The 25,331-nt window shown below is 71.7% G+C and carries 21 protein-coding genes; 13 read left to right on the top strand and 8 right to left on the bottom strand.

The window, feature by feature from the left end:
- Nucleotides 1–79 precede the first annotated feature (79 nt).
- The 4 genes from AB0C59_RS16135 to AB0C59_RS16120 form a co-directional block, all read right to left on the bottom strand.
- Nucleotides 80–982 carry an amino acid ABC transporter permease gene (locus tag AB0C59_RS16135; protein WP_363004855.1) on the bottom strand — a complete coding sequence of 301 codons (903 nt, stop codon included), beginning with the start codon at nucleotides 980–982 and terminating at the stop codon, nucleotides 80–82.
- A complete protein-coding gene (locus AB0C59_RS16130) occupies nucleotides 979–1,647 on the bottom strand; it encodes an amino acid ABC transporter permease (protein WP_363004853.1) in 669 nt (222 codons plus the stop codon). Before AB0C59_RS16130 ends, AB0C59_RS16135 begins: the two co-directional genes overlap by 4 nt.
- A gap of 102 nt (nucleotides 1,648–1,749) precedes the next feature.
- The gene (locus AB0C59_RS16125; protein WP_363004851.1) at nucleotides 1,750–2,583 is read right to left on the bottom strand and encodes a glutamate ABC transporter substrate-binding protein; all 834 of its coding nucleotides are present in this window, start codon (nucleotides 2,581–2,583) and stop codon (nucleotides 1,750–1,752) included.
- Between the two features lie 94 nt (nucleotides 2,584–2,677).
- Nucleotides 2,678–3,454 (bottom strand): amino acid ABC transporter ATP-binding protein, encoded by a 777-nt coding sequence (locus tag AB0C59_RS16120; RefSeq protein ID WP_363004849.1) that lies wholly within the window; start codon nucleotides 3,452–3,454, stop codon nucleotides 2,678–2,680.
- Between the two features lie 330 nt (nucleotides 3,455–3,784).
- Here AB0C59_RS16120 and AB0C59_RS16115 point away from each other — a divergent pair, with 330 nt between their 5' ends.
- A complete protein-coding gene (locus AB0C59_RS16115) occupies nucleotides 3,785–4,474 on the top strand; it encodes a response regulator transcription factor (RefSeq protein WP_363004847.1) in 690 nt (229 codons plus the stop codon).
- 9 nt (nucleotides 4,475–4,483) lie between these two features.
- On the top strand, nucleotides 4,484–5,908 hold the full coding sequence (locus AB0C59_RS16110) for a HAMP domain-containing sensor histidine kinase (RefSeq protein ID WP_363004845.1): 1,425 nt from the start codon (nucleotides 4,484–4,486) through the stop codon (nucleotides 5,906–5,908).
- A gap of 208 nt (nucleotides 5,909–6,116) precedes the next feature.
- Here AB0C59_RS16110 and AB0C59_RS16105 read toward each other — a convergent pair whose 3' ends face one another.
- The gene (locus AB0C59_RS16105) at nucleotides 6,117–7,115 is read right to left on the bottom strand and encodes a TAXI family TRAP transporter solute-binding subunit (RefSeq protein WP_363004843.1); all 999 of its coding nucleotides are present in this window, start codon (nucleotides 7,113–7,115) and stop codon (nucleotides 6,117–6,119) included.
- Nucleotides 7,116–7,210: 95 nt separating this feature from the next.
- Between AB0C59_RS16105 and AB0C59_RS16100 the strand changes: the two genes are divergently transcribed.
- Nucleotides 7,211–7,615 carry a MazG nucleotide pyrophosphohydrolase domain-containing protein gene (locus AB0C59_RS16100; protein WP_363004841.1) on the top strand — a complete coding sequence of 135 codons (405 nt, stop codon included), beginning with the start codon at nucleotides 7,211–7,213 and terminating at the stop codon, nucleotides 7,613–7,615.
- A 12-nt stretch (nucleotides 7,616–7,627) separates the two neighbouring features.
- On the opposite strand, the gene AB0C59_RS16095 is transcribed toward AB0C59_RS16100, so the two are convergent.
- Nucleotides 7,628–9,187, bottom strand: a complete 1,560-nt coding sequence (locus tag AB0C59_RS16095) for an LCP family protein (protein ID WP_363004839.1) — start codon at nucleotides 9,185–9,187, stop codon at nucleotides 7,628–7,630.
- A 298-nt stretch (nucleotides 9,188–9,485) separates the two neighbouring features.
- Here AB0C59_RS16095 and AB0C59_RS16090 point away from each other — a divergent pair, with 298 nt between their 5' ends.
- Genes AB0C59_RS16090 through AB0C59_RS16080 form a run of 3 tightly spaced genes read left to right on the top strand, consistent with a single transcriptional unit; the run spans nucleotide 9,486 to nucleotide 12,960 of the window.
- The gene (locus tag AB0C59_RS16090) at nucleotides 9,486–10,670 is read left to right on the top strand and encodes an MFS transporter (RefSeq protein ID WP_363004837.1); all 1,185 of its coding nucleotides are present in this window, start codon (nucleotides 9,486–9,488) and stop codon (nucleotides 10,668–10,670) included.
- A 3-nt stretch (nucleotides 10,671–10,673) separates the two neighbouring features.
- Nucleotides 10,674–12,197, top strand: coding sequence for a tRNA (N6-isopentenyl adenosine(37)-C2)-methylthiotransferase MiaB (miaB, locus tag AB0C59_RS16085; protein WP_363004835.1), 1,524 nt, complete (start codon nucleotides 10,674–10,676; stop codon nucleotides 12,195–12,197).
- A 46-nt stretch (nucleotides 12,198–12,243) separates the two neighbouring features.
- Nucleotides 12,244–12,960, top strand: coding sequence for a class III extradiol dioxygenase subunit B-like domain-containing protein (locus AB0C59_RS16080; protein WP_363004833.1), 717 nt, complete (start codon nucleotides 12,244–12,246; stop codon nucleotides 12,958–12,960).
- Nucleotides 12,961–13,003: 43 nt separating this feature from the next.
- Here the strand turns inward: AB0C59_RS16080 and AB0C59_RS16075 are convergent, their stop codons facing one another.
- The gene (locus AB0C59_RS16075) at nucleotides 13,004–13,252 is read right to left on the bottom strand and encodes an antitoxin (protein WP_363004831.1); all 249 of its coding nucleotides are present in this window, start codon (nucleotides 13,250–13,252) and stop codon (nucleotides 13,004–13,006) included.
- 207 nt (nucleotides 13,253–13,459) lie between these two features.
- Between AB0C59_RS16075 and miaA the strand changes: the two genes are divergently transcribed.
- From miaA to hflX, 6 genes are all read left to right on the top strand, one after another.
- On the top strand, nucleotides 13,460–14,398 hold the full coding sequence (gene miaA / locus AB0C59_RS16070; RefSeq protein ID WP_363004829.1) for a tRNA (adenosine(37)-N6)-dimethylallyltransferase MiaA: 939 nt from the start codon (nucleotides 13,460–13,462) through the stop codon (nucleotides 14,396–14,398).
- Between the two features lie 108 nt (nucleotides 14,399–14,506).
- Nucleotides 14,507–14,995: a hypothetical protein gene (locus AB0C59_RS16065; RefSeq protein WP_363004917.1), complete on the top strand. Its 489-nt coding sequence runs from the start codon at nucleotides 14,507–14,509 to the stop codon at nucleotides 14,993–14,995.
- Nucleotides 14,996–15,061: 66 nt separating this feature from the next.
- Complete coding sequence (gene dapF, locus AB0C59_RS16060; RefSeq protein ID WP_363004827.1) at nucleotides 15,062–15,967, top strand: diaminopimelate epimerase; 906 nt, start codon at nucleotides 15,062–15,064, stop codon at nucleotides 15,965–15,967.
- A 443-nt stretch (nucleotides 15,968–16,410) separates the two neighbouring features.
- A complete protein-coding gene (locus tag AB0C59_RS16055) occupies nucleotides 16,411–18,588 on the top strand; it encodes an HD domain-containing protein (RefSeq protein ID WP_363004825.1) in 2,178 nt (725 codons plus the stop codon).
- A 126-nt stretch (nucleotides 18,589–18,714) separates the two neighbouring features.
- A complete protein-coding gene (locus AB0C59_RS16050) occupies nucleotides 18,715–20,301 on the top strand; it encodes a M1 family metallopeptidase (protein ID WP_363004823.1) in 1,587 nt (528 codons plus the stop codon).
- Between the two features lie 211 nt (nucleotides 20,302–20,512).
- Nucleotides 20,513–22,003, top strand: a complete 1,491-nt coding sequence (hflX, locus tag AB0C59_RS16045; RefSeq protein ID WP_363004821.1) for a GTPase HflX — start codon at nucleotides 20,513–20,515, stop codon at nucleotides 22,001–22,003.
- A gap of 98 nt (nucleotides 22,004–22,101) precedes the next feature.
- Here hflX and AB0C59_RS16040 read toward each other — a convergent pair whose 3' ends face one another.
- Nucleotides 22,102–23,328 (bottom strand): hypothetical protein, encoded by a 1,227-nt coding sequence (locus AB0C59_RS16040; protein WP_363004819.1) that lies wholly within the window; start codon nucleotides 23,326–23,328, stop codon nucleotides 22,102–22,104.
- A gap of 350 nt (nucleotides 23,329–23,678) precedes the next feature.
- Here AB0C59_RS16040 and AB0C59_RS16035 point away from each other — a divergent pair, with 350 nt between their 5' ends.
- Complete coding sequence (locus tag AB0C59_RS16035; RefSeq protein WP_363004817.1) at nucleotides 23,679–25,118, top strand: diaminobutyrate--2-oxoglutarate transaminase family protein; 1,440 nt, start codon at nucleotides 23,679–23,681, stop codon at nucleotides 25,116–25,118.
- Nucleotides 25,119–25,331 lie beyond the last annotated feature (213 nt).

Genomic DNA, 25,331 nt, shown 5'->3' with positions numbered 1-25,331 from the left:
CGGAGGCGGTGGCGGACGCGACGGAGGCGGTGGCGCGCGCGCCACCGCCTCCGTGCTGTTCACGCCATATGACCGGTTGTCAGAGCATGGCTCCGCTGGTGCCCGTCGACTCCGCTTCCCGGATGTCCGCCGCCATGCCCGGCGCGACCACCGCTCCGGTCGACTTCTTGGCCCGCCGCAGCCGTCGCTCCAGCCAGCCCGCGAACGACGTCAGGGAGAAGTTGAGGACGATGAAGATCACGGCCACGATCGTGAAGCTGGCGATGACGTTGGCGCCGTAGTAGGAACTCATCGTGCTGGCCGACGACAGCAGCTCGGGGAAGGTGAGGACCGCTCCGCCGATCGCGGTGTCCTTCACGATCACGACGACCTGGCTGACGATGGCGGGCAGCATCGCGGTGACGGACTGCGGCAGCAGGATCGACGTCATGGTCTGGGTCTTGCGCAGACCGATGGCGTGCGCCGCCTCCGTCTGGCCCTTGGGCAGGGACAGGATGCCGGCCCGCACGATCTCCGCCAGCACCGAGGCGTTGTAGAGCACCAGGCCGGTGGCGACGGCGTACAGCGGGCGGTCGTCCGAACTGAGGTCGGAGTACGAGGAGTACGCCGCCATGCCGAAGACCATCAGCATCAGCACGGGGATGGCGCGGAAGAACTCCACGACCACGGCGGCCGGGACGCGGATCCACACGTGGTCGGAGAGCCGCGCGATACCGAAGACCGCGCCGAGCGGCAGCGCGATCACCATCGAGGCGGCCGCCGCCAGCAGGGTGTTCTGCAGACCGGGGAGGATGTAGGTGGTCCACGCCTCGGTGCCGGAGAAGAACGGCTTCCACTTCTCCCAGTCGAGCTGTTCCTTGTCGTTCAGGCTCTTGACGACCCACCAGCCGACCGCGGCGAGGACCAGCAGGAACACGGCCGACACGACGAGGTTGCGCCTCTTGGCCCGGGGGCCCTGCGCGTCGTACAGCACGGAACTCATCGCTTCACCGCCACCTTCTTGCCCACCCAGTTGAGCAACAGACCGGTCGGCAGGGTCAGACACACGAAGCCGAACGCGAACACCGCGGAGATCAGCAGCAGTTGTGCCTCGTTCTCCAGCATCTTCTTCATCAGCAGGGCCGCCTCGGCCACACCGATCGCGGCGGCCACGGTGGTGTTCTTGGTCAGCGCGATCAGGACGTTGGTCAGGGGGCCGACGACCGAGCGGAACGCCTGCGGCAGCACGATCATCGTCAGCACCTGGGTGAAGCTCAGTCCGAGGGCACGAGCCGCCTCCGCCTGGCCGACCGGCACGGTGTTGATGCCGGCGCGGATCGCCTCGCAGACGAACGCCGAGGTGTAGGCGGTCAGACCCAGCACCGCCAGACGGAAGTTGGCGGTGGCGAAGTCGTTGTGCGCGCCGAGGCTGATCTGGAGCGTCTGGTTGAGGCCCAGTGAGGTGAACAGGATGATCACCGTCAGCGGCGTGTTCCGCACGATGTTGACGTACGCGGTGCCGAAGCCGCGCATCAGCGGCACCGGGCCGACACGCATGGCGGCCAGCAGGGTGCCCCATATCAGGGAACCGGCGGCCGAGAGCAGGGTGAGCTGAAGCGTCACCCAGAAGGCTCCCAGCAGGTCGTAACCTTCAAGAAAGTCGAACACGATCTCCCGCGCTTCCGCGTGTGGACTGGCTCCGGTGCGCCGCCCCCGGTGGGCGGCGCACCCGTGTCAGGCGCCGCGTGCTCGGGCGCCGACTGCGCTGACTCAGCTCTTGATGTCGCCGATCTTCGGCGCGGGCTCGTTCTTGTAGTCGGCGGGGCCGAAGTTGTCCTTGACGGCCTTGTCCCACGAGTGGTCGGCGACCATGTCCTCGAGGGCCTTGTTGATCTTCGCCTTGAGGTCGCTGCCCTTCTTGACGCCGATGCCGTAGTTCTCGTTCGTCATCTTGAAGCCGCCGAGCTTGAACCTGCCCTTGAACTGGGCCTGCGAGGCGTAGCCGGCGAGGATCGCGTCGTCCGTGGTCAGCGCGTCGATGGCCTTGTTCTGCAGGCCGGACAGGCAGGCCGAGTACGTCGGGTACTGCTGGAGGTTGGCCTTGGGCGCCAGCTTGTCGTGGACGTTCTGCGCCGAGGTCGAACCGGTCACGGAGCACAGGTTCTTCTTGTTGAGGTCCGACGGCGCCTTGATCTTGTCGTCGTCGGCGCGCACCAGCACGTCCTGGTGGGCCAGCAGGTAGGGGCCGGCGAAGTCGACCTTCTCCTGACGGGCCGGGGTGATCGAGTACGAGGCCACGATGAAGTCGACGTCCCCGCGCTGGAGCATGGTCTCGCGGTCGGCGCTCTTGGACTCCTTCCACTCGATCTGGTTCTCGCTGTAACCGAGCTTCTTGGCCACGTACTTCGCGACGTCGACGTCGAAGCCCGCGTAACCCTGCGGCGTCTTCTGGCCGATGCCGGGCTGGTCGAACTTGATGCCGATCGCGATCTTCTTGCCGCCCCCGGAACCGCCGTCGCTCTTGTCCTTGGAACTGCACGCGGTCGCCGCGACGGCGAGGGCGAGAACGGCGGCCGAGGCTGCGGTGACCTTGCGGAGCTTCATGGTGAACGTCCTTTGGGTGGTGGCGAAGTGGTGCGGGGGTGCGGTCAGGGGGCCGGTGCGTGCGGGCGGCGCGGGAGCACGCGGGCTGGAGCCGTCAGTGGTGCAGGATCTTCGACAGGAAGTCCTTGGCCCGGTCGCTGCGCGGATTGCTGAAGAACTGGTCCGGGGTGGCCTCTTCGACGATGCGGCCGTCGGCCATGAAGACGACCCGGTTCGCGGCCGAGCGGGCGAAGCCCATCTCGTGGGTGACCACGACCATGGTCATGCCCTCCTGGGCGAGCTGCCGCATGACCTCCAGGACCTCGTTGATCATCTCGGGGTCCAGGGCCGAGGTCGGCTCGTCGAACAGCATCACCTTGGGGTCCATCGCCAGGGCGCGGGCGATGGCGACGCGCTGCTGCTGGCCACCGGAGAGCTGCGCGGGGTACTTGTCCGCCTGGGTTCCCACGCCCACCCGGTCGAGCAGGGCCCGCGCCTTCTGCTCGGCGGTCTTCTTGTCCGTCCTGCGGACCTTGATCTGGCCGAGCATCACGTTCTCGAGCACCGTCTTGTGCGCGAACAGATTGAAGGACTGGAAGACCATGCCGACGTCGGCGCGCAGCCGGGCCAGCTCCCTGCCCTCCTGGGGCAGCGGCTTGCCGTCGATCAGGATCTGGCCGGAGTCGACGGTCTCCAGGCGGTTGATGGTGCGGCACAGGGTGGACTTGCCCGACCCCGAGGGGCCGATGACCACGACGACCTCGCCACGGGTGACGGTCAGGTCGATGTCCTGGAGCACGTGCAGGGCACCGAAGTGCTTGTCGACGCTGCTCAGGACGACGAGGTCGTCGGTCGCGGACCCCGCGTCCTTAGCCACCGATACTTCGGTCATATGCTGATTGGCTCCGTCCTCGCTCGGTTTCGGAGGACAGTAGTGAGGGCTGATGACCAGCGTCATCACATCTGAGGGAGATCTGAGCATCACGATCGGGTAGCGGCTGGATACGAGCGGTAGTGCGGGCCCTTCGGGCACGTACCGGCTGGATAACGGAAGCCGCGCGCAACCGGATGCCGCTTGACGTCGTCCTTGTTCATCGGCGTGACTGCCAGGGTGCACGCGCGAGGGCGCGTGCGTTCGCGTGGGCGACGCCTACCGGTGTGGCCTTGTCGGCACCGGCAGGCAGCGAGGACCGTAGGACCGAGGAACCGGAGGGGGCCGGACATGAGACTTCTTCTCGTCGAGGACGACAACCATGTGGCGGCGGCCCTGTCCGCGGTGCTGTCCCGGCACGGCTTCGAGGTCACCCACGCCCGCAGCGGCGAGGAGGCGCTCAAGGCACTCGTCGTCCCCGAGAGCGCCTGCTTCGGCGTCGTGCTGCTCGACCTCGGCCTGCCCGACCAGGACGGCTACGAGGTCTGCAGCAAGATCCGCAAGCGCACCAGCACACCGGTGATCATGGTCACCGCGCGGTCCGACGTGCGCTCCCGCATCCACGGCCTCAACCTCGGCGCCGACGACTACGTGGTCAAGCCGTACGACACCGGGGAGCTGCTCGCGCGCATCCACGCCGTCAGCCGCCGCACCCCGAGCCTCGACGACACCGGCGCCACCGAGACGGCGCTGCGCCTCGGCTCCGTGCACATCGAGCTTCCCACCCGCAAGGTCAGCGTGGACGGGGCGGTCGTCCAGCTGACGCGCAAGGAGTTCGATCTGCTGGCGCTGCTCGCCCAGCGTCCCGGCATCGTGTTCCGGCGCGAGCAGATCATCAGCGAGGTGTGGGAGACCAGCTGGGAGGGGACCGGCCGCACCCTGGAGGTGCATGTCGCCTCCCTGCGCGCGAAGCTGCGCATGCCCGCGCTGATCGAGACCGTCCGCGGCGTCGGCTACCGGCTCGTCGCCCCGGCCGCCTGACGGGGACGGATGCGCGCACGACTGCTTCCGCTGCTCATCGTCCTGCTCGCGGCGGTGCTGCTCGCGCTCGGCCTGCCGCTCGCGGTGAGCATCGCCGCCGCCCAGCAGCAGCGCGTCGTCGTCGACCGCATCGACGACACCGCCCGCTTCGCGGCCCTCGCGCAGTTCGTCACGGAGCGGCCCACGGCCGCCTCCCGCACGACGGACACGGCGGAGACGTCGCAGGACGAACGCGGCGAGACCCTGCGCCAGGAACTCGCCTCGTACTACAGCGTGTACGGCATCAAGGCGGGCGTCTACTACCGCGACGACGCCCCCATGGCCCACGCGCCCGAGGGCTGGTACCTACCGCAGCGGGGGGAGGGCCGTGACGCCTTCAACGAGGCCCTGCTGGGGCGCCGCAGCCATGACCCCGAGCAGGTCTGGCCCTGGCAGCGGACCCGGCTGGTCGTCGCCTCCCCGGTGATCCGCGACGGTGACGTGGTCGCCGTCGTCGTCACCGACTCGCCCACCGGGCAGATGCGGTCCAACATCCTGCACGGCTGGCTGCTCATCGGCGCGGGCGAGATCGCCGCGATGCTGCTCGCGGTGGGGGCCGCGCTGCGCCTGACCGGCTGGGTGCTCAGGCCCGTGCGGGTCCTGGACGCGACCACCCACGACATCGCGACCGGCCGCCTCAAGTCCCGGGTCGCCGCCGCCGGCGGACCACCGGAACTGCGTCGGCTGGCCCGGTCGTTCAACGAGATGGCCGACAACGTCGAGGAAGTCCTGGAACAGCAGCGGGCGTTCGTCGCCGACGCCTCCCACCAGCTGCGCAACCCGCTCTCCGCGCTGCTGCTGCGCATCGAGCTGCTCGCGCTGGAGATGCCCGAGGGCAACGAGGAGATCGCCTCGGTCCGCACCGAGGGCAAGCGCCTGGCCCAGGTCCTGGACGACCTGCTCGACCTGGCCCTGGCCGAGCACGCCGAAGCCGACCTCCAGGTGACCGACCTCGGTGCCCTGACCGCCGAACGGGTGGCCGCCTGGGGGCCCGTGGCCGAGGCCAAGGGCGTACGGCTGACCGGGTCCTGTCCGCCCACCACCGGCTGGGCCGACGCCGTGACCCTGTCCAGCGCGCTGGACGCGGTCATCGACAACGCGGTGAAGTTCACGCCGTCGGGGGCGTGCGTCCGCGTGGAGGTCGAGGCGGCCGGCCAGAGCGTCACGGTGGCCGTCACCGACGAGGGCCCCGGCCTCGGCGACGAGGAACTCACCCGCGTGGGCGACCGCTTCTGGCGCAGCCCCGCGCACCAGAACATCAAGGGCTCCGGCCTCGGCCTGTCGATCACCCGGGTCCTCCTGGCAGCGGGCGGCGGAACGATCACCTACGCCCACAACATCCCGACAGGCCTCAAGGCAACAGTGACCATCCCCAGAACCCGCCCCCCACAGTGAAGCCCCACCCAAGAAGGGCCGCAGGGAACGGCGCGAACCCCCACACCGTGAGACGAACGCCGGCCCCCCGACCGGGGGCGCGGGAACTGCGCAAAACCCCCACGCACCCGCACTGTGAGACGGACGCCGGCCCCCCGACCAGGGGCGCGGGGAACTGCGCAAAATCCCTCCACGCACCCGCACCGCACCACCACCCCCCAGCGGAGCGCTACGGCTTCACCGACCGGTAATACCGCCGAGCCCCCTCATGCAACGCCAACGGATCGGTGTAGAGCGCCGTCCGCAGATCCACCAGCTGCGCGGCATGCACCTGCGCCCCGATCCGGTCCCGGCTGTCGATCACCGCCCGCGTGAGCTGCTCCGTCAGCCCCGCGTCCATGTCGTCCCGGGTCACCAGCAGGTTCGCGACGGCGACGGTCGGCACCGCGGAGCCCTGCTCGGCCTCCGGATAGGCGTCGGCGGGCATCACGGCCGCCCGGTAGTAGCGTGACGCACCTCCCTGGGCGTGCAGCCTCGCCACCAGGTCCGCCCCGATCGGCACCAGCCGGATCGCCACACGCTTCGACAACTGGGTGATCGCGCTGGTGGGCAGCCCGCCCGACCAGAAGAACGCGTCGATCCTGTGCTGCTCCAGCAGACCCGGCATGGTCCCGATACCGTCGGCCAGAGGCGTGATGTCCTTCTCGGGATCGACCCCCGCCGCCTTGAGCACATGCTCCGCGACCAGCCGTACACCGGAACCGCTCTGTCCGACCGCGACCCGGCGCCCCTTGAGATCGGCCACCGACCGCACGTCGGAGTCGCGCGGCACCACGAGGTGCACGTAGTCGTCGTACAGCCGCGCGCACCCGCGCAGCTGACTCGCCCCGGGCCTGTTCCGCAGCCGGTACGTCTCCACCGCGTCGACCGCCGCGAACGTGAAGTCCGCCTGCCCCGTGGCCACCCGCTCCACGTTCTCCTGCGACCCGTCGCTGTTCAGCAGCCGGATGTCCAGCTCGGGCATGTTTTTGGCGACGGCGCTCCGCAGCAGGGTGCCGTACTTCTGGTAGACGCCGGTCGGGGTGCCCGTACTGAAGGTGACGGTGCCGCGGGGAGACTCGTCGCCGAGCGGCAGCAGCCACCACAGCAGCAGCCCGGCGACGGCCACCGCCGCCACCGAGCCCGTCAGCGCCCAGCGTCTGCCGGTGCGGGGGAGTGCCTGGAACATGCGCGCGATCCTGCCAGCCCGCGGGCTCCTCTGGCCAGGGCGGGCGCGGGCGAGGACGACGGAGGGAGCGCCGGCCGGGCCGGTAGGGTCGCCCGATGCACACCTCTCCCGCTTCCCTCGTCCGTGAGTTCCACCGCGCCTTCGGGCTCGACACCCGTACGGTCCCGACGGAGGTCTCCCCCGAACTGGCCGCGCACCGCGGTGAACTGCTGGCGGAGGAGGCCGCGGAGGTCGCCGAGGTGTGCGTCGACGGGCCGCTCGACAGACTGGCGCACGAACTGGCCGACCTCGTGTACGTGGCCTACGGGACCGCCCTGGTCCACGGCATCGACCTGGACCCGGTGATCGCCGAGATCCACCGCGCCAACATGACCAAGGTCGGCCCGGACGGCACGGTCTCCCGGCGAGCCGACGGCAAGGTGCTCAAGGGGGACCACTACCGCGCCCCGGACGTGGCGGCGGTCCTGCGCCGCCAGGGCTGGACCGCCGTGCAGCCCTGAGGGCGCCGCGCGTCAGCCGTACGTGAGATTGGCGCAGGGGTTGTCGTCGGCGGACCGGGCGCCGTCGGCCACCTGGCTGGGCACCCCGGTCGGGGCCGGGGACGTGGAGGCCGGGGCCGCGGGCGCGTCCACGTAGTCCTGGCCGAGGACCAGGCTCAGTCCCGGTGCCGTCATGGACACCAGACGCGCGCCGGGGACCGCCTGTGCCACGGTCCGCGCGGCGGCCTCGTCGCCGGGCCCGTACTCGATGAGCGTCGTGGCGTGGTCCTGGGTCTTCGCCGTCGCGGTGCCGGTGACCGCGAAGCCCTGCGTGGTCAGGGCGCTCGCGGCGCGCGCGGCGAGGCCCTTGGTGGTGGTCCCGTTGTAGACGGCGAGGCTCACCCCTGCGCCGGAGACCGGGGCCGAGGGGCTCGGTGAGGCGGACGCGGCGGCCTGGGCGGAGGCCTTCTTCCCGCCGCTCGCGTCGGTGCCGTCGAGGGTGCGGTCGGCCTTGAGGGCCGCCCACAGGGCGTCGGCGTCCGGCTGGACGACGGCGACGTGCTCCCCCTGATAGCGCCAGGGGATGGTGACGAACTTGGTGTTGTGCAGATCGATGTCCTGGAGGGACATCGCGAAGGATATGAGCTTGTCGGCCGAGCCGAGCCCGGGGTCGACGGTCAGGGACTTGGTGGCGGCGTCCGCGAGCGGCAGCAGTTTGGTCGGCGTCAGGCCCTTGTCCTTCACCTCCTTCATCAGGCTGGCCACGAAGGCCTGCTGGCGCTTGATGCGGCCGATGTCGGAGCCGTCGCCGATGCCGTGCCGTATGCGGACGTAGTCCAGGGCCTTCTGGCCGGAGACCGTCTGTTCGCCCTTGGGGAACAGCAGCGTGCCGCGGCTGGTGAGGTGCGGGTTCAGGTCACGCGCGTAGACGTCCTGCGGCACGCACACCTTCACTCCGCCCACGACCTGGGTCAGGCCCGCGAAGCCCTTGAAGTCGACCACGACGGTGTGGTCCACGCGCAGCCCGCTGAGCTTCTCGACCGTGTTCTGGGTGCAGGCCGGATTGCCCTTGGCGGTCTCGCCGACGGAGTAGGCCTCGTTGAACATGGTGTCGGACTGCGTCCTCGTCCAGCGTCCGTCGGGAAGTCTGCACGGCGGGATCGTGACCAGGGTGTCGCGCGGTATGGAGATGGCGACCGCGTGCTTGTGGTCGGCGTAGACATGCAGCAGGAACGCCGTGTCGGAGCGGCCGATGTCGTCCTTCTCGCCGCCCCCCAGCGCGCTGTTGCCGTCGGTGCGCGCGTCCGAGCCGATGACGAGGACGTTCTCGCCCTTCGAGGAACCGGCGGGCGGCCGGTCGTCCGACAGGCCGCCGGCGTCGAAGGTGTCGATGTTGCCGTTCAGCCGCAGGTAGATCCAGCCGGCTCCGGCCGTCACCAGGATCAGCAGCGACAGGCAGAGCGTGAGCGCCAGCCGTGCGCGCCGGCCGCGTATCCGTCCGGGGCGGCCCGCGGGTGACCCGTCGTCCTGACCGTCGCCGCCTTCGCCTCCTGGGCGCGGCGATGCGGAGCGTCGGCCGCTGGTCATCGTCATGGGTGCCCTCATCCGGTCCGGTTTCAGGGGACGGTCGGTCGGTGCGATGGTGCGAGCCCCGTTCGCGGACCGGGCCGCGAGCGGACACCACCCGCTCTCGCTCGTTTCGGCTGGTTCATCTACTTCTTCGCGACATGAAGACGCTTGTCTGCACTTTAAAGTTGCGCAATGTTTCACATGGTGTGAGGTATGACACGTGATTCGTGCCACTGGAACCGGAATGACCCGTTCCCCGCGCGGGGGGAGGCGGTGGGCGCCGAAGCGCCCGGAGGTGGGGCCCGAAGCGGGATTCTGGTTCGTGGCGCTCGCGTACACCGTCCTGATGGCGTTCGGTACCGCTCCCGCCCCGCTGTGGCCGCTCTACGCCGAGCGCGACGGGTTCGGGCCGACCGCGATCACCGTCGTGTTCGCCATGCTGGCCGTCGGCGCCGCCGTGGGCTTTCTCGGCCTCGGGCACCTGTCCGACCGCCTCGGCCGCCGGCGCGTCGTCGTCGCCGCGCTCGCCGTGGCCGTGGGCGCCGCCCTGCTCCTCACCTGGTGGGAGGGGCTCGCCGGCCTGGTGGTGGGCCGGCTCCTGAACGGGGTGGGCATCGGCCTCATGGCGTCCACGGCCACCGCCTACCTGCACGACCTGTACGCGAGAGCGCACCCGCGGACCGCCCGCTCCGGGCTGCCGGAGGCGGTCGCGACCGCCTCCGGCCTCGGGGGACTGGCCCTCGGCCCCCTGGTGGCCGGGGCGGTGGCGGTCGGCGTGCCGCATCCGCTCACCGCCACCCAGTCCGGCTTCGCCGCGGCGCTCGCGGTCTGCCTGCTGCTCGCCCTGCTCACGCCGGAGACCGTCGAGGTCGGCCGTGCGACGCGGTTCAGGCCGGCACGCTTCGCACTGCGTCCCGGCGCGCGGCGGCTGTACATCTCCGCCGTGGGGTTCGGCTTCTGCTCCTTCGCGCTCTTCGGGCTGGTCACCGCGCTGGGCGCGGTCCTGCTGCACACCGAGTTCCACGTCTCCTCGGCGTTCGTGGCCGGTCTGGCGCCGTTCCTGATGTTCAGCGCGGCCGCGCTGGCCGAACTGGCCCTGGCCCCGCTGCCGCCGCGCCGCCTGCTCGCGGCGGGGATCGCGGCCTTCTCCCTGGGCCTCGCCCTGGTGGCGCTGTCCGTCCACGAGACGGGGCTCTGGCTGTTCCTCACCGCCACGGCGGTCGCGGGGGCCGGCGGGGGAGTCCTGTTCACCGTCTGCGTCGCCCGGTCGGTCGCGGCCGCGGCCCCGGCCTCCCGGGCGGGGGTCCTCGCCGTCAGCTTCGTCGCCGCGTACGCGGGCCTCGGGCTGCCCGTGGTGCTCTTCAGCGTCCTCGTCCACCACTGGGGCACCCCCGTCACCATGGTCTGCTTCGCGGCGGCCCTCGTCGCGGGGGTGGCCGCATCGGCAGGGGCGACCGCGCGGCGCTCAGGTGTGGCGTCCGGGTTTTCCGGACCCCCTTACGCTTGACGCATGACCAGCAGCAGCGACCGGAGCCAGACAGTGGACGTCAAGACATACGAAGTGCGCACCTACGGGTGCCAGATGAACGTCCACGATTCCGAGCGATTGTCCGGGCTGCTCGAAGAGGCCGGCTACGTGCGCGCGCCCGAAGGGTCGGACGGGGACGCCGACGTCGTCGTCTTCAACACCTGCGCCGTGCGGGAGAACGCCGACAACCGGCTCTACGGCAACCTCGGCCGCCTCGCGCCGAGGAAGGCCGAACGGCCGGGCATGCAGATCGCCGTCGGCGGCTGCCTGGCCCAGAAGGACCGCGACACCATCGTGAAGAAGGCGCCCTGGGTGGACGTCGTCTTCGGCACGCACAACATCGGCAAGCTGCCGGTCCTGCTGGAGCGCGCCCGCGTCCAGGAGGAGGCGCAGGTCGAGATCGCCGAGTCGCTGGAGGCCTTCCCCTCCACGCTGCCCACGCGCCGCGAGAGCGCGTACGCGGCCTGGGTGTCGATCTCCGTCGGCTGCAACAACACCTGCACCTTCTGCATCGTCCCGGCCCTGCGCGGCAAGGAGAAGGACCGCCGGCCGGGCGAGATCCTCGCCGAGGTCGAGGCCCTCGTCGGCGAGGGAGTGTCCGAGATCACCCTGCTCGGGCAGAACGTGAACGCCTACGGCTCCGACATGGGCGACCGCGAGGCGTTCAGCAAGCTGCTGCGCGCGTGCGGCGCGATCGAGGGCCTGGAGCGCGTCCGCTTCACCTCCCCGCACCCCCGCGATTTCACCGACGACGTCATCGCGGCGATGGCCGAGACGCCGAACGTGATGCCGCAGCTGCACATGCCGCTGCAGTCCGGCTCGGACACCGTCCTCAAGGCGATGCGGCGCTCCTACCGGCAGGAGCGCTACCTCGGGATCATCGAGAAGGTGCGGGCGGCCATCCCGCACGCCGCCATCACCACGGACATCATCGTCGGCTTCCCGGGCGAGACCGAGGAGGACTTCGAGCAGACGCTGCACGTGGTGCGCGAGGCCCGGTTCGCGCAGGCGTTCACCTTCCAGTACTCCAAGCGCCCCGGCACGCCCGCGGCCACCATGGAGGACCAGATCCCCAAGGAGGTCGTCCAGGCGCGCTACGAGCGTCTGGTCGCCCTTCAGGAGGAGATCTCCTGGGAGGAGAACAAGAAGCAGGTCGGGCGGACCCTGGAGCTGATGGTCGCCGAGGGCGAGGGCCGCAAGGACGGGGCCACCCACCGGCTCTCCGGCCGCGCCCCCGACAACCGCCTCGTGCACTTCACCAAGCCGGACGAGGAGGTCCGCCCCGGTGACGTGGTGACGGTCGAGATCACCTACGCCGCCCCGCACCATCTGCTCGCCGAGGGCCCTGCCCTGGGCGTGCGCCGCACGGCCGCCGGTGACGCGTGGGCCAAGCGCAACACGGCGGCCGAGGCCGCGGGGCCGACCGGTGTGATGCTGGGGCTGCCGAAGATCGGCGCCCCCGCCCCGCTGCCCGAGGTCACCGCCGGAGCCTGCGGCTGCGACTGATCCCGCGTCCGACGCGCGGGCGCCGCCCCGGGCTACGCTGCGGATCATGCTGGTCGCCGCCGCCGTCTGCCCCTGCCCGCCGCTGCTCGTCCCCGAGGTCGCCGCGGGCGCCGCGCCGGAACTGGACGGTGCCCGGGCCGCCTGCGTGGACGCGCTCGGCGTGCTCGCCGCCGCGCGCCCCGACCGGCTGGTGGTCGTGGGCCCCGCCGAGGTGAGCGGGAGCCTCGCGTATCCCCAGGGCGCACCCGGGTCGTTCCGCGGCTTCGGGGTGGACCTCGACGTACGGCTGGGCCCGGCCGTGCCGGTGGCGGCCGGCGCGCCGCGGCTGGCGCCCTCGCTCGCCGTCGCCGCCTGGCTGCTGGACCGCACCGGCTGGCACGCCGCGCCCGTCGCGGGGCTGGGTGTCGCGCAGGACCTCCCCTCGCGGCGATGCGCCGGGATCGGGGCGGAGCTCGCCGGTGCGGAAGGCCGGGTGGCGCTGCTGGTCATGGGCGACGGCAGCGCCTGCCGCACGGTCAAGGCGCCGGGCTATCTGGACGAGCGCGCGGCGGGGTTCGACGCGGAGGTCGCGCGGGCGCTGGCGGCGGCGGACACGGCCGCCCTCGGCGCACTGGACGCCGACCTGGCCGGGGAACTCGGCGCGTGCGGGCGCGTCCCCTGGCAAGTCCTCGCCGGCGCGGCCGAGGGGGCGGGCCTGTCCGGAGCGCTCCTGTACGAGGACGCGCCGTACGGCGTCGGATATCTCGTGGCGGCCTGGGCCTAAGGGCTGTCCCTTCAGGGACAGGCGGGGCCCGGGATCGGCGCGATCAGGGGGCCGTGGGCGGCTGCTGCGAGCCCGGCGGCGTTCCGCCGCCCGGCTGGTCGGAGTCCATGTGCGCGATGCGGTCCATCGCGCCCTTCGCCTTGTCCGTGCCGGTGTGGATCTTGTCGCTGTACTTGCCCTTGGTCTTCTCGTCGATCATCTTCGCCGCCTTCTCGAGACCGCGATCGACCTTGCCCTCGTGATGCTGGGCGAACTCCGAGACCTTGGTTTTCAGGTTGTCCACGAGACCCATGATCCACCTTCCCCTGCGGACAGTGCGTGCGGGCGCCTCGGCGAAGTCATCGTTCCAAAACGCTCATATCCACTCCATACGTTACCCGTGCGGGCGAAATACCGCGTGGCCCGGTGTGTGGCGCGTGCCCGGTGCGAAGGCCGGCGCGAGGCGCACCTCACGTGAACTCGTTCGAGGTGGGGTGCGGGCGTTTGCGAGACTGTTGCGATGAGGAGTGCAGCCCCCGCGCCGCGGGTCATCGCCGTCGTCGGGCCGACCGCGGCCGGAAAGTCCGATCTGGGTGTCTTCCTCGCCCAGCAGCTGGGCGGTGAGGTCGTCAACGCCGACTCCATGCAGCTGTACCGGGGGATGGACATCGGCACCGCGAAGCTGACCCCGCAGGAGCGCGGCGGCGTACCGCACCACCTGCTGGACATCTGGGACGTGACCGTCGCGGCGTCCGTGGCCGAGTACCAGCGCCTGGCCCGCGCGCGCATCGACGCCCTGCTCGCCGAGGGCCGCTGGCCCGTCCTGGTGGGCGGCTCGGGGCTGTACGTGCGCGGCGCGATCGACAACCTGGAGTTCCCCGGCACCGACCCCGAGGTGCGCGCCCGGCTGGAGGAGGAGCTGACCCTGCGCGGTCCGGGGGCGCTGCACGCGCGGCTGGCCGCCGCGGACCCGCAGGCGGCACGCGCGATCCTGCCCGGCAACGGCCGCCGTATCGTCCGCGCACTGGAGGTCATCGAGATCACCGGGCGCCCCTTCACCGCCAATCTGCCGGGCCACGACGCGGTCTACGACACCGTCCAGATCGGCGTCGACGTCGCGCGCCCCGAGCTGGACGAGCGCATCGCGCTCCGGGTCGACCGGATGTGGGAGGGCGGGCTCGTGGACGAGGTGCGGGCGTTGGAGGCGCGGGGCCTGCGCGAGGGGCGTACGGCGTCCCGCGCGCTCGGCTACCAGCAGGTGCTCACGGCGCTCGCGGGGGAGTGCACGCTGGAGGAGGCCCGCTCCGAGACCGTCCGGTCCACCAAGCGCTTCGCCCGCCGGCAGGACTCCTGGTTCCGCCGCGACCCGCGCGTGCACTGGCTCAGCGGCGCCGCCGTCGACCGAGGGGAACTTCCGCACCTCGCACTGGCGTTGCTCGAACGAGCGGTTACAGCCTGATCACGTGATGGCATCGGGACGCTCCGGTCGCGGTCCGGGACTCGGGGGGCATGCCATCATCAAGTTTCGATCGACCAAGTGGAGTCCGAGTTGGGAGGGCGCGTGGCGATGGAGGCCGGCCCTCGCGACACCGCACACGGCGCGCAGTACGACATCGCGGCGGGTGGGGATCAGGCGCTCAGCTCCGACGGTCCCGACGAGCAGCCCCCGGGCGGGGTGACCGACGACGGTCCGGAGCCGGAGCTGCTGGTGTCCGGGGTCGAGGTCGAGGTCGAGTTGCGCCCGCAACGCCGACTGCGGATCTGGCAGCTCGCGCCCATCGTGGCACTGGCGGCGGTCGGCTCCCTGATGTTCGCCTTCCCTCTGGCGTTCGAGTTCGGCGACGGCGGTGCCGTGGTCGCCATGCTCGGTCTGCTGATCTTCTCGTGCGCGGCCGGCTGGGGCATGATGGCCGCCCGCCGGGTCGGCTCCACCTGGCCGGGACTGCCGGCGCGGGGCTCCGGGCGGCGCCCGGACTGGCGCGTGGTCCTCGGATACGCGGCGGTGGTGGCCCTGGTCGTGGTGCTGGCCGTCGGACGCGTGGCCCGGCTGCGCTGACCGGGCGGGCGCCCGCCCTGTGGACCGTCGACCGGCGCTGTCGGGGCCACCCCGTACGATCGAGGGATGAGCACGCGGATCGCCTTCCTCAAGGGGCACGGCACCGAGAACGACTTCGTGATCGTCCCGGACCCCGAGAACGCCATCGACCTGCCCCCGGCCGCCGTCGCCGCCCTGTGCGACCGCCGCGCGGGCATCGGCGGCGACGGACTGCTGCACGTGGTGCGGTCCGCGGCACACCCCGAGGCCCGGGAGATGGCCGCCGAGGCGGAGTGGTTCATGGACTACCGCAACGCGGACGGATCCGTCGCCGAGATGTGCGGCAACGGCGTGCGGGTGTTCGCGCGCTACCTCCAGCGCGGCGGAAAGGTCACCGAGGGCGACCTGGCGATCGCCACACGCGCAGGAGTGAAGACGGTGCACATCGCCAAGGCCGGGTCGGCTTCCGGGCCGGACAGTGCGGCCGGGGGCGACATCACCGTGGGCATGGGCAAGGCCCTCCTGCCCGAGGGCGAGGTCACGGTCGTCGTCGGGGAGCGCGCCCGGCCCGCGCGCCATGTGAACATGGGCAACCCGCACGCGGTCACGTTCGTCGACGACCTCGCGGACGCGGGCACCCTCTACACGGCCCCCTCGTTCAGCCCCGCCTCCGCGTATCCGGACGGAGTGAACGTCGAGTTCGTGGTCGACCGGGGCCCCGGGCACGTCGCGATGCGCGTCCATGAGCGCGGCTCCGGGGAGACCCGCTCCTGCGGCACGGGAGCGTGCGCGGTCGCCGTCGCCGCCGCCCGCCGCGACGGCGCCGACCCGGCGCTGACGGGCGCCCCGGCGACGTACCGGGTGGACCTCCCCGGTGGAACCCTGGTGATCACCGAGCGCCCCGACGGCGAGATCGAGATGACCGGACCCGCGGTGATCGTCGCCGAGGGCGAGACCGACGCCCACTGGTGGGCGACCGCCGCCGCCCGCTGACCGACGCCTCCAGCTCCCCCCTCGACGCCTTCGAGGGGGGCGACCGCGGGGCGCGCTGAAGCACGCGGTGGCACTCCCAGGCTGAATTTCGGCGACCGGACCCGAGCGGACACTGCCGGACGTGGCCGAAAACCGTGCCGCACGACGCCGGTGTCCGGCCCCGGTCGGCAGCCCACACCTGCCGGAACTCTCCGATCCGCAGTTCAGGCGCAGATGGCGTGTTCGAATCCATGGGGGGCGCCAATCCCCTTGGCGGAAAACCGTAAACGCCCATTCCGTCGCTCGAATGGGTGATCCCCTTCACGCTCGGCGAGAGCCGGTCGGGCATGCGTGATGGGCTCGGTAGCATCAAGCACCGGCCCGGACGGGGGACCGCTGCCATCCCCTGTGCCGTGTTCGCCCTGGGGCATCCCGTCCGCCGGTCCACGCAGCCGGAGGTGCCCATGAGTGCGGAGGCCACGAATCCCGCCACCCCTGCGCCCGCGACACCGGGGACGCACCGCAGGAAGAGCCGCCCCCGGATCGACCTGCGCCGCCTGGGGCTGGCGGCACTGCTCGGCTCGCCCACCCGCGACCGGCTGCCCGACGCCATCGGCCACATCGCCGAGGCGCACCGCGCCCACCACCCGGACGCGGACGCCGACCCCCTGCGCCGCGCCTACGTCTTGGCGGAGTCCTCCCACCGCGGCCAGATGCGCAAGAGCGGCGAACCGTACATCACCCACCCTCTCGCGGTGACGCTGATCCTCGCCGAACTCGGCGCGGAGACCACCACCTTGACCGCCTCCCTGCTCCACGACACCGTCGAGGACACGGAGGTGACGCTCGACCAGGTGCGCCGGGAGTTCGGCGAGGAGGTGTGCTACCTCGTGGACGGCGTGACCAAACTGGAGAAGGTCGACTACGGAGCCGCCGCCGAACCCGAGACCTTCCGCAAGATGCTCGTCGCCGCGGGCAACGACGTCCGGGTCATGTCGATCAAACTCGCCGACCGCCTGCACAACATGCGCACCCTCGGCGTGATGCGCCGCGAGAAACAGGAGCGCATCGCCAAGGTCACCCGGGACGTGCTCATCCCGCTCGCCGAACGCCTCGGCGTCCAGGCGCTGAAGACCGAACTGGAAGACCTCGTCTTCGCGATCCTGCACCCCGAGGAGTACGAGCACACCAGGGAACTCGTCGACGAGAACGCGGCGCACGGCGACGACACCCTGGCCCGTACGGCCGAACAGGTGCGCACGGTACTGCGTGAGGCCGGGATCCAGGCCGAAGTCCTCATCAGGCCGCGCCACTTCGTCTCGGTCCACCGCATCTGCCGAAAACGGGGCCGGCTGCGCGGCGCCGACTTCGGCCGCCTGCTGGTCCTCGTGCACGAGGACGCCGACTGCTACGGGGTCCTCGGGGAACTGCACACGTGCATGACCCCGGTGGTCTCCGAGTTCAAGGACTTCATCGCCGTCCCCAAGTTCAACCTCTACCAGTCGCTGCACACCGCGGTCGCCACCGGAGACGGCGAGATCGCCGAAGTCCTCATCCGCACCCACCAGATGCACAGCGTGGCCGAGGCGGGCGTCATCGCGCTCGGCAACCCCTACGCCCCCGCCTCCGACGACCCCGCCGACGGCGAACGGGCCGACCCCACCCGCCCGGGATGGCTCTCCCGGCTGCTGGAGTGGCAGCAGGCGGCCCCCGACACGGACACCTTCTGGTCGACGCTGCGCGAGGACCTCGCCCAGGACCGGGAGATCACCGTGTTCCGACCCGACGGCGGCACGCTGGGGCTGCCCGAGGGCGCGAGCTGCGTCGACGCCGCGTACGCCCAGTACGGGGAGGACGCGCACGCCTGCATCGGCGCCAGCGTCAACGGCCGGCTGGCGACACTGAGCACGGTCCTCAGGGACGGTGACACCGTGCAGCTCCTCATGGGCCAGGACCCGGCCTCGGAACCCTCACGCGAGTGGCTGGAGCACGCGCACACGGCCGCCGCCCGGATCGCCATCCAGCGCTGGCTGGCCGCGCACCCCCACCACACGGACGCGTTCGACGACGCCCGCACCCTGGAGGAGAGCGCACCGGACGCGACCTCGGCGCGCACCACCGCGCTCGCCCCCGGCACCCGCCCGCCCGCGCTGCCCGCCCACCCCACCCCGGACGCGACCGGCACCCGCGCCGCGGGCGTGGTCGTCGACCTGCCGGGCGCCTCGGTGCGCCTCGCGGGCTGTTGCACGCCCGTACCGCCCGACGAGGTCACCGGCTTCGTGGTGCGCGGGGGCGCCGTCACCGTCCACCGCGCCGAGTGTGCGGGCGCGGCCCGGATGAGGAGCGACGGACGCGCCGCGATCGAGGTCCGCTGGGGCGGCACCACCGAGTGCCGGGTCACGCTCGTCGCCGAGTCCTTCGGCCGCCCGCACCTCCTCGCGGACCTCACGGAGGCGATCGCCCAGGAGGGCGCCGGGATCGTCTCGGCCACCGTCGAACCACCCACCCAGCAGCGCGTACGACACACCTACACACTGCAACTCCCGGACGCCGCCCACCTGCCCTCCCTGATGCGCGCGATGCGCAACGTGGCAGGCGTCTACGACGTGACAAGGGCCCAACACCCCGCGACAGCCCTCTGAACCACCCCCACCCACCCGCAGGGACCACGTGCCCGCACCCCACCGCTGCGCCGCGCGAGCGCAATTCCCCCACCCCCGAGGGCGCGTCTTCCCCGCGCCGCAGGCCCACGCTGATAGCCGTGGACCATGCGCCGCACCCCGCACGCCCCGTACCCCCCGCATGCCCCTCGCCCCCGCCGCACCCCCCGCGCACGCCGTGCCAAGGCGACCCTGCTCGCCTCCGCGGTCTGCGGCTGTCTGATCGCGGCCACCACGCCCCCGACCCCCGTGGCCCTGGGCATCGGCGACCGTCTCTTCCCGACGCTCGGAAACCCGGGCTACGACGTCCTGGCGTACGACCTCTCCTTCACCTACCCCGGCAGCAACACCAAGCCGCTCACGGCCGTCACCAGGATCGACGCCCGTGCCACGGCCACCCTGCGCACCCTCAACCTGGACTTCGCGCACGGCACGGTGCGGTCCGTCGACGTCAACGGGGAGCCCGCCTCCTTCACCGGCGCGGGAGACGACCTGGTGGTCACGCCGGACACGCCGCTCGCCCAGGGCAGCGCGCTGCGGATCACCGTGCGGCACACCAGCGACCCGGTGGCGGCGAAGGGCTCGGACGGCGGCTGGGTGCAGACCGGTGACGGGCTCGCGATGGCCAACCAGGCGGACGCCGCCCACCTCGTGTTCCCCTGCAACGACCACCCGTCCGACAAGGCGATGTTCACCTTCCACGTGACCGTCCCGGACGGCTACACGGCGGTGGCGAACGGCCTTCCCGTCGACCTACGGCACAGCGCCGGGACCACCACCTGGAGCTACCGGGTCCGGCACCCCATGGCGACGGAACTCGCCCAGGTCTCCATCGGCCGCAGCGCCGTGCCGCACCGCGCCGGACCGCACGGACTGCCCCTCCGCGACGTCGTGCCCGCGAAGGACGCGAAGACCCTCGAACCGTGGCTGGCGAAGACGCCTGAACAGATCGCCTGGATGGAACGAAAGGTCGGCGCCTTCCCCTTCGAGACCTACGGGGTGCTGATCGCCGGGGCGCAGACGGGCTTCGAACTGGAGACACAGACGCTCTCCCTCTTCGAGAAGGGCGTGTTCACCGAGACCGCCTACCCCAAGTGGTACGTCGAATCGATCATGGTGCACGAGCTGTCCCACCAGTGGTTCGGCGACAGCGTCAGCCCGCGCACCTGGTCCGACCTGTGGCTGAACGAAGGCCACGCCACCTGGTACGAGGCCCTGTACGCGCAGGAGATCGCGAAGCGGCCCATGGAGACCCGGATGAAGGCCGCGTACACGCTCTCCGACACATGGCGCGCCTCCGGGGGCCCGCCGGCCGCCCCCCGACCGGCCACGGCCGGGCAGAAGATCAGCATCTTCCGCCCGAACGTCTACGACGGAGCCGCCCTCGTCCTCTACGCGCTGCGGCAGGAGATCGGGACCCCCGCGTTCGAGCGGCTGGAGCGGCGCTGGGTGGCCGAGCACCGGGACGGCACCGCGAGCACCGCCGACTTCGAGACGCTCGCCTCCCGGGTCGCCGGACGGGATCTGAGCACCTTCCTCCAGGGCTGGCTCTACGGCGCGAAGACCCCGCCCATGCCCGGACACCCCGACTGGAAGAGCGACGCTCCGCAGGCCGGGACCAAGAGCACCCGGCATGCCACGCGGCACGCCGTGCCCCGAGCCACGGGACATGCGGGTCCCCGGACCAAGTGGTAAGTCGGATGACGCCGCGGGTCGCGCCGTGCGACCATTTTCAGGTCGGCGGCGCCGCCCCCCAGGGCGACGGGCGGCCGGGAATGTCCCGGACCGTTCGAGCGTTACCGCAGTGGGCGGGGGGTATGACCGATGACGTCACCCCCCGACGCCAGGCGGAATTCACCACGACTTCCGACGAGTCCCCGACGACTTCCAACGACATAAGGATCCAATGACCTCCTCTTCTTCCCCTTCCCAGGACACCAGGCGCTTTGCGAACGACCACCCCGAGGGACTTCGGGCCGATGCCCTGATGGAAGAGGACGTCGCCTGGAGCCACGAGATCGACATGGAGCGGGACGGCGATCAGTTCGACCGCTCCGAGCGAGCCGCCCTGCGCCGCGTGGCAGGTCTGTCCACCGAGCTGGAGGACGTCACCGAGGTCGAGTACCGGCAGCTGCGCCTGGAGCGCGTCGTACTCGTCGGAGTGTGGACCTCGGGCACCGCCCAGGACGCGGACAACTCGCTCGCGGAGCTGGCCGCCCTCGCCGAGACGGCCGGCGCGCTCGTGCTCGACGGCGTGATCCAGCGCCGTGACAAGCCCGACTCGGCCACCTACATCGGCTCCGGCAAGGCGAACGAGCTGCGGGACATCGTGCTGCAGACGGGCGCCGACACGGTCGTCTGCGACGGTGAGCTCAGCCCCGGCCAGCTGATCCATCTCGAGGACGTCGTCAAGGTCAAGGTCATCGACCGTACGGCCCTGATCCTGGACATCTTCGCCCAGCACGCCAAGTCCCGGGAGGGCAAGGCGCAGGTCGCGCTCGCGCAGATGCAGTACATGCTGCCCAGGCTGCGCGGCTGGGGCCAGTCGCTGTCCCGGCAGATGGGCGGCGGCAGCGGCGGCCTGGCCACCCGTGGTCCCGGTGAGACCAAGATCGAGACGGACCGGCGTCGGATCCGCGAGAAGATGGCGAAGATGCGCCGGGAGATCGCGGAGATGAAGACCGGCCGTGAGGTCAAGCGCCAGGAGCGCAAGCGGCACAGGGTGCCGTCGGTCGCCATCGCGGGCTACACCAACGCCGGAAAGTCCTCCCTGCTCAACCGCCTCACCGGCGCCGGCGTCCTGGTCGAGAACGCGCTGTTCGCGACCCTGGACCCCACCGTGCGCCGGGCCGAGACGCCCTCGGGGCGGCTGTACACCCTGGCCGACACCGTCGGCTTCGTACGGCACCTGCCGCACCACCTGGTCGAGGCGTTCCGCTCCACGATGGAGGAGGTCGGCGACTCCGACCTGATCCTGCACGTGGTGGACGGTTCGCACCCGGCGCCGGAGGAGCAGCTCGCCGCCGTGCGCGAGGTGATCAGGGACGTCGGCGCCACCGACGTGCCCGAGATCGTCGTGATCAACAAGGCGGACGCGGCCGACCCGCTGGTGCTCCAGCGGCTGCTGCGGATCGAGAAGCGCTCCCTCGCGGTCTCGGCCCGCACCGGCAGGGGCATCGACGAGCTGCTCGCCCTGATCGACGTCGAGCTGCCGCGGCCCTCGGTCGAGATCGAGGCGGTCGTGCCGTACACGCAGGGCAGGCTGGTCGCGCGCGCCCACTCCGAGGGCGAGGTGATCTCCGAGGAGCACACCCCGGAGGGCACGCTGCTCAAGGCCCGGGTGCACGAGGAACTGGCCGCCGAACTGGAGCCGTACGCTCCCGCTTCCGCACGCTGATCCGAGGCCCGTTTCCCCTCGGAACGCACGTTCCGAGGGGAAACGGGCCTTGGCCGTGGACAGCTGCCGGTTCTACTGGTCCTACCGTCCTACTGGTCCTACCGGTTCGCGAACTTGCCGCTCACCGATTCGTAGACGCCCTTGGCGACATCGCCCAGTCGCGGTCCGGCGAGCCAGCCCGAGGTCTCCGGGCCGATCGAGGTGTTGGACACCAGAGCCGGCTTGCCGTCGGAGCCCGTCTCCACCCAGCCGCCGCCCGACGAACCGCCCGTCATCGTGCAGCCGATCCGGTACATCGTGGGATCCGCCTTCGCGAGGGACAGCCGGCCCGGCCTGTCCTGGCACCGGTACAGCTTCTGCCCGTCGAACGGGCGCGCGGCCGGGTAGCCGGAGGCGGTGATGCTGTCGACCTGCGGCACGGCCGGGGCGTCGAAGTCCACGGGCAGGGCCGCGCCGACCGTCTCCTGGAGGGACCTGCCGCCGCTGCCCTTCTCCGGCGTGACGTGGATGACGGCGAAGTCGTACGGCGCGCCGTGGCCGCCGGTCTCGTCGCCCCGCTCGATCCACTGGTTCGAGGTCTGCGCCCAGTCACCCCACCAGACGCCGTAGGGGGCGACCTCCTCCCGCGGCGCGTTCTTCAGCTGGGCCGCGCTCCTGCCCGAGTCGTTGTAGTCCGGCACGAACGCGAGGTTGCGGTACCAGCCGCCCTTCCGGCCGGCGTGAACGCAGTGCCCGGCCGTCCAGACCAGGTTGGACTTCCCCGGATGCGCCGGGTCCTCGACCACGGTCGCCGAGCAGACCATCGTGCCCTCGGGCGCGTCGAAGAACACCTTGCCCGAGGCGGGGGCGCTCTCGTGGTAGGAGGCCGGCACGGCCTGCGCGGTCACCGGCGCCGGGGTCGGGTCCGTGACGCCCTGGTCGCCCGAGAGGTCGCTGTCGCTGACCCCCTTGTCGGGGTCGTTGGCCTCGCGCATCCGGTCCGGATTCCACAGACCCTTGATGATCGGGTTGATGAACTGGTCCGCCTCGCGCAGCCAGTCGCGCTTGTCCCACTTCTTCCAGGCACCGCCCCGCCACTGGTCGATGTCGATGCCGTGCTCCCTGAGCTTCTGCTTCACGTCGTCAGGTATCTGCACCCCGGCGTCCCCGGTGGCGGTGGCGGAGGCGCTCGCGTCCGCGCTCGCCTTGTCGTCCCCGCCCGGGCCGCACGCGGTCGCGGTCAGGGTCAGCGCCGTGGCGAGACCCACCGCGGCCAGTACGGGGGAGGCCGTGCGGCGCGCCTTCCCTCCTCGACGGGTGGGCGGGAACGGGCGTATGGATCGCATGGGCTGAACTCCCCCTGGGATGAACCGGTGTGACGACGCCGCCGATCCGGCGCCGGCGGGCCGCCGAGGGGCGGAGCCGCGCGGACGCGCACGGGTCGTGCGGAACGGCACTACACATTAGGCGCTCGCTGTGGGGGACTTCCGGTGGAACGGCAACGGTTGGATCACGGAGTCGATCAACGCCGGGGGCTCCTCACGGCGTCAAGGACCCGCCTCGTGGATCACCGTCAAGGATCTTCATCCGGCCCGCTTCCGCAGGGCGTTCGCGTCGTTGGTATGTACGGGGTGAACTGCCGTCGATGTACGACGCGCGTTCCGATCCCCTCTGGACAGCGGGAGGAACTGACGTCGTGACCGTGACGGATGCCGCGGCGGTGCCCGTGCAGGGCGAGCCGGACGAACGCGGGAGCGCGACCGCGCGCGCGGCGCACGAGGGCATTCTGCGTCGGCAGTCGGCGCGCGAATCGGCCGCGCGCACCTATGCGCGCGCCCTCCCCATCGTGCCCGTGCGGGCCCGTGGCCTCACCATCGAGGGTGCCGACGGCCGGCGCTACCTCGACTGCCTGTCCGGCGCGGGGACACTGGCCCTCGGCCACAACCACCCGGTCGTCCTGGAGGCGATCCGCAAGGTTCTCGACTCGGGCGCGCCGCTGCACGTCCTGGACCTGGCCACACCCGTGAAGGACGCCTTCACCACAGAGCTGTTCCGCACCCTGCCCGCCGGCTTCGCCGACCGCGCCCGTGTGCAGTTCTGCGGTCCGGCGGGCACGGACGCCGTCGAGGCGGCGCTCAAGCTGGTGCGCCTGGCGACCGGCAGGAGCGGTGTCCTCGCCTTCACCGGTGCCTACCACGGCATGACCGCCGGCGCCCTGGAGGTGTCCGGCGGCGCGACCGACGTGCGGGTGACCCGGCTGCCGTATCCGCAGGACTACCGCTGCCCCTTCGGCGTCGGCAAGGAGCGCGGCGCGGAACTCGCCGCCACCTGGACCGAGTCGCTTCTCGACGACGCCAAGTCGGGGGTGCCGCTGCCCGCCGCGATGATCCTCGAACCCGTCCAGGGCGAGGGCGGCGTGCATCCGGCGCCGGACGCCTGGCTGCGGCGCATGCGGCAGATCACCGAGGCCCGGTCCATCCCCCTGATCGTCGACGAGGTGCAGACCGGTGTGGGCCGCACCGGCCGCTTCTGGGCGGTCGAGCACAGCGGAGTCGAACCCGATGTGATGGTCCTGTCCAAGGCGATCGGCGGCAGCCTGCCCCTGGCTGTGATCGTCTACCGCGAGGACCTCGACGTCTGGCAACCCGGCGCCCACGCCGGCACGTTCCGGGGCAACCAGCTCGCGATGGCCGCCGGCGCGGCCACCCTGGCCCACGTCCGGGAGAACGGCCTCGCCGAACGCGCCGCCACCCTCGGCGCCCGCATGATGGACCGACTGCGCGCGCTGGCCGCCGAGTTCCCCTGCATCGGGGACGTGCGCGGCCGGGGGCTGATGATGGGCATCGAACTGGTGGATCCCGAGGCCGCGCCGGAGGCCGAGCCCGGGACGGAGTCCCGGCGCGCCCCGGCTTCCGACCACGAGCGCGCCGGCCCCCACCCCGCCGCGCCCGGCCTCGCCGCCGCGGTCCAACGGGAGTGCCTGCGGCGCGGTCTGATCGTGGAACTGGGCGGGCGGCACGCCGGCGTGGTCCGGCTGCTGCCCCCGCTGACCATCAGCGACGAACAGACGAACGCGGTCCTCGACCGGCTGGCGGACGCCGTGGCCGCCGTGGCCCGGGGCCCCGTCCGCCCCTGAGCCGCTCGCCGGGAACCGTGCGTCAGGCAACCGGTCCTGACGCACCACGCCGACCGCACGCGTCCCTCCACCCGATCCGGTACCCGACCCGGTGACTCCGTCCGGCGACCCGGTCCGGTCCGGTCCGGTCCGGCGCGGTGGGACCCGCCTCCCCTTTCGTGCCCCGCCCCGGCCCACTCCCTCCCGTCCATCCCCCCACCACTCGGCCCGTCG

It is taken from the genome of Streptomyces sp. NPDC048664, from assembly GCF_040650555.1.
Taxonomy (GTDB): domain Bacteria; phylum Actinomycetota; class Actinomycetes; order Streptomycetales; family Streptomycetaceae; genus Streptomyces.
Note: the sequence above shows the minus strand (reverse complement) of the source record. Positions and strands in the feature narration are given on the sequence as shown.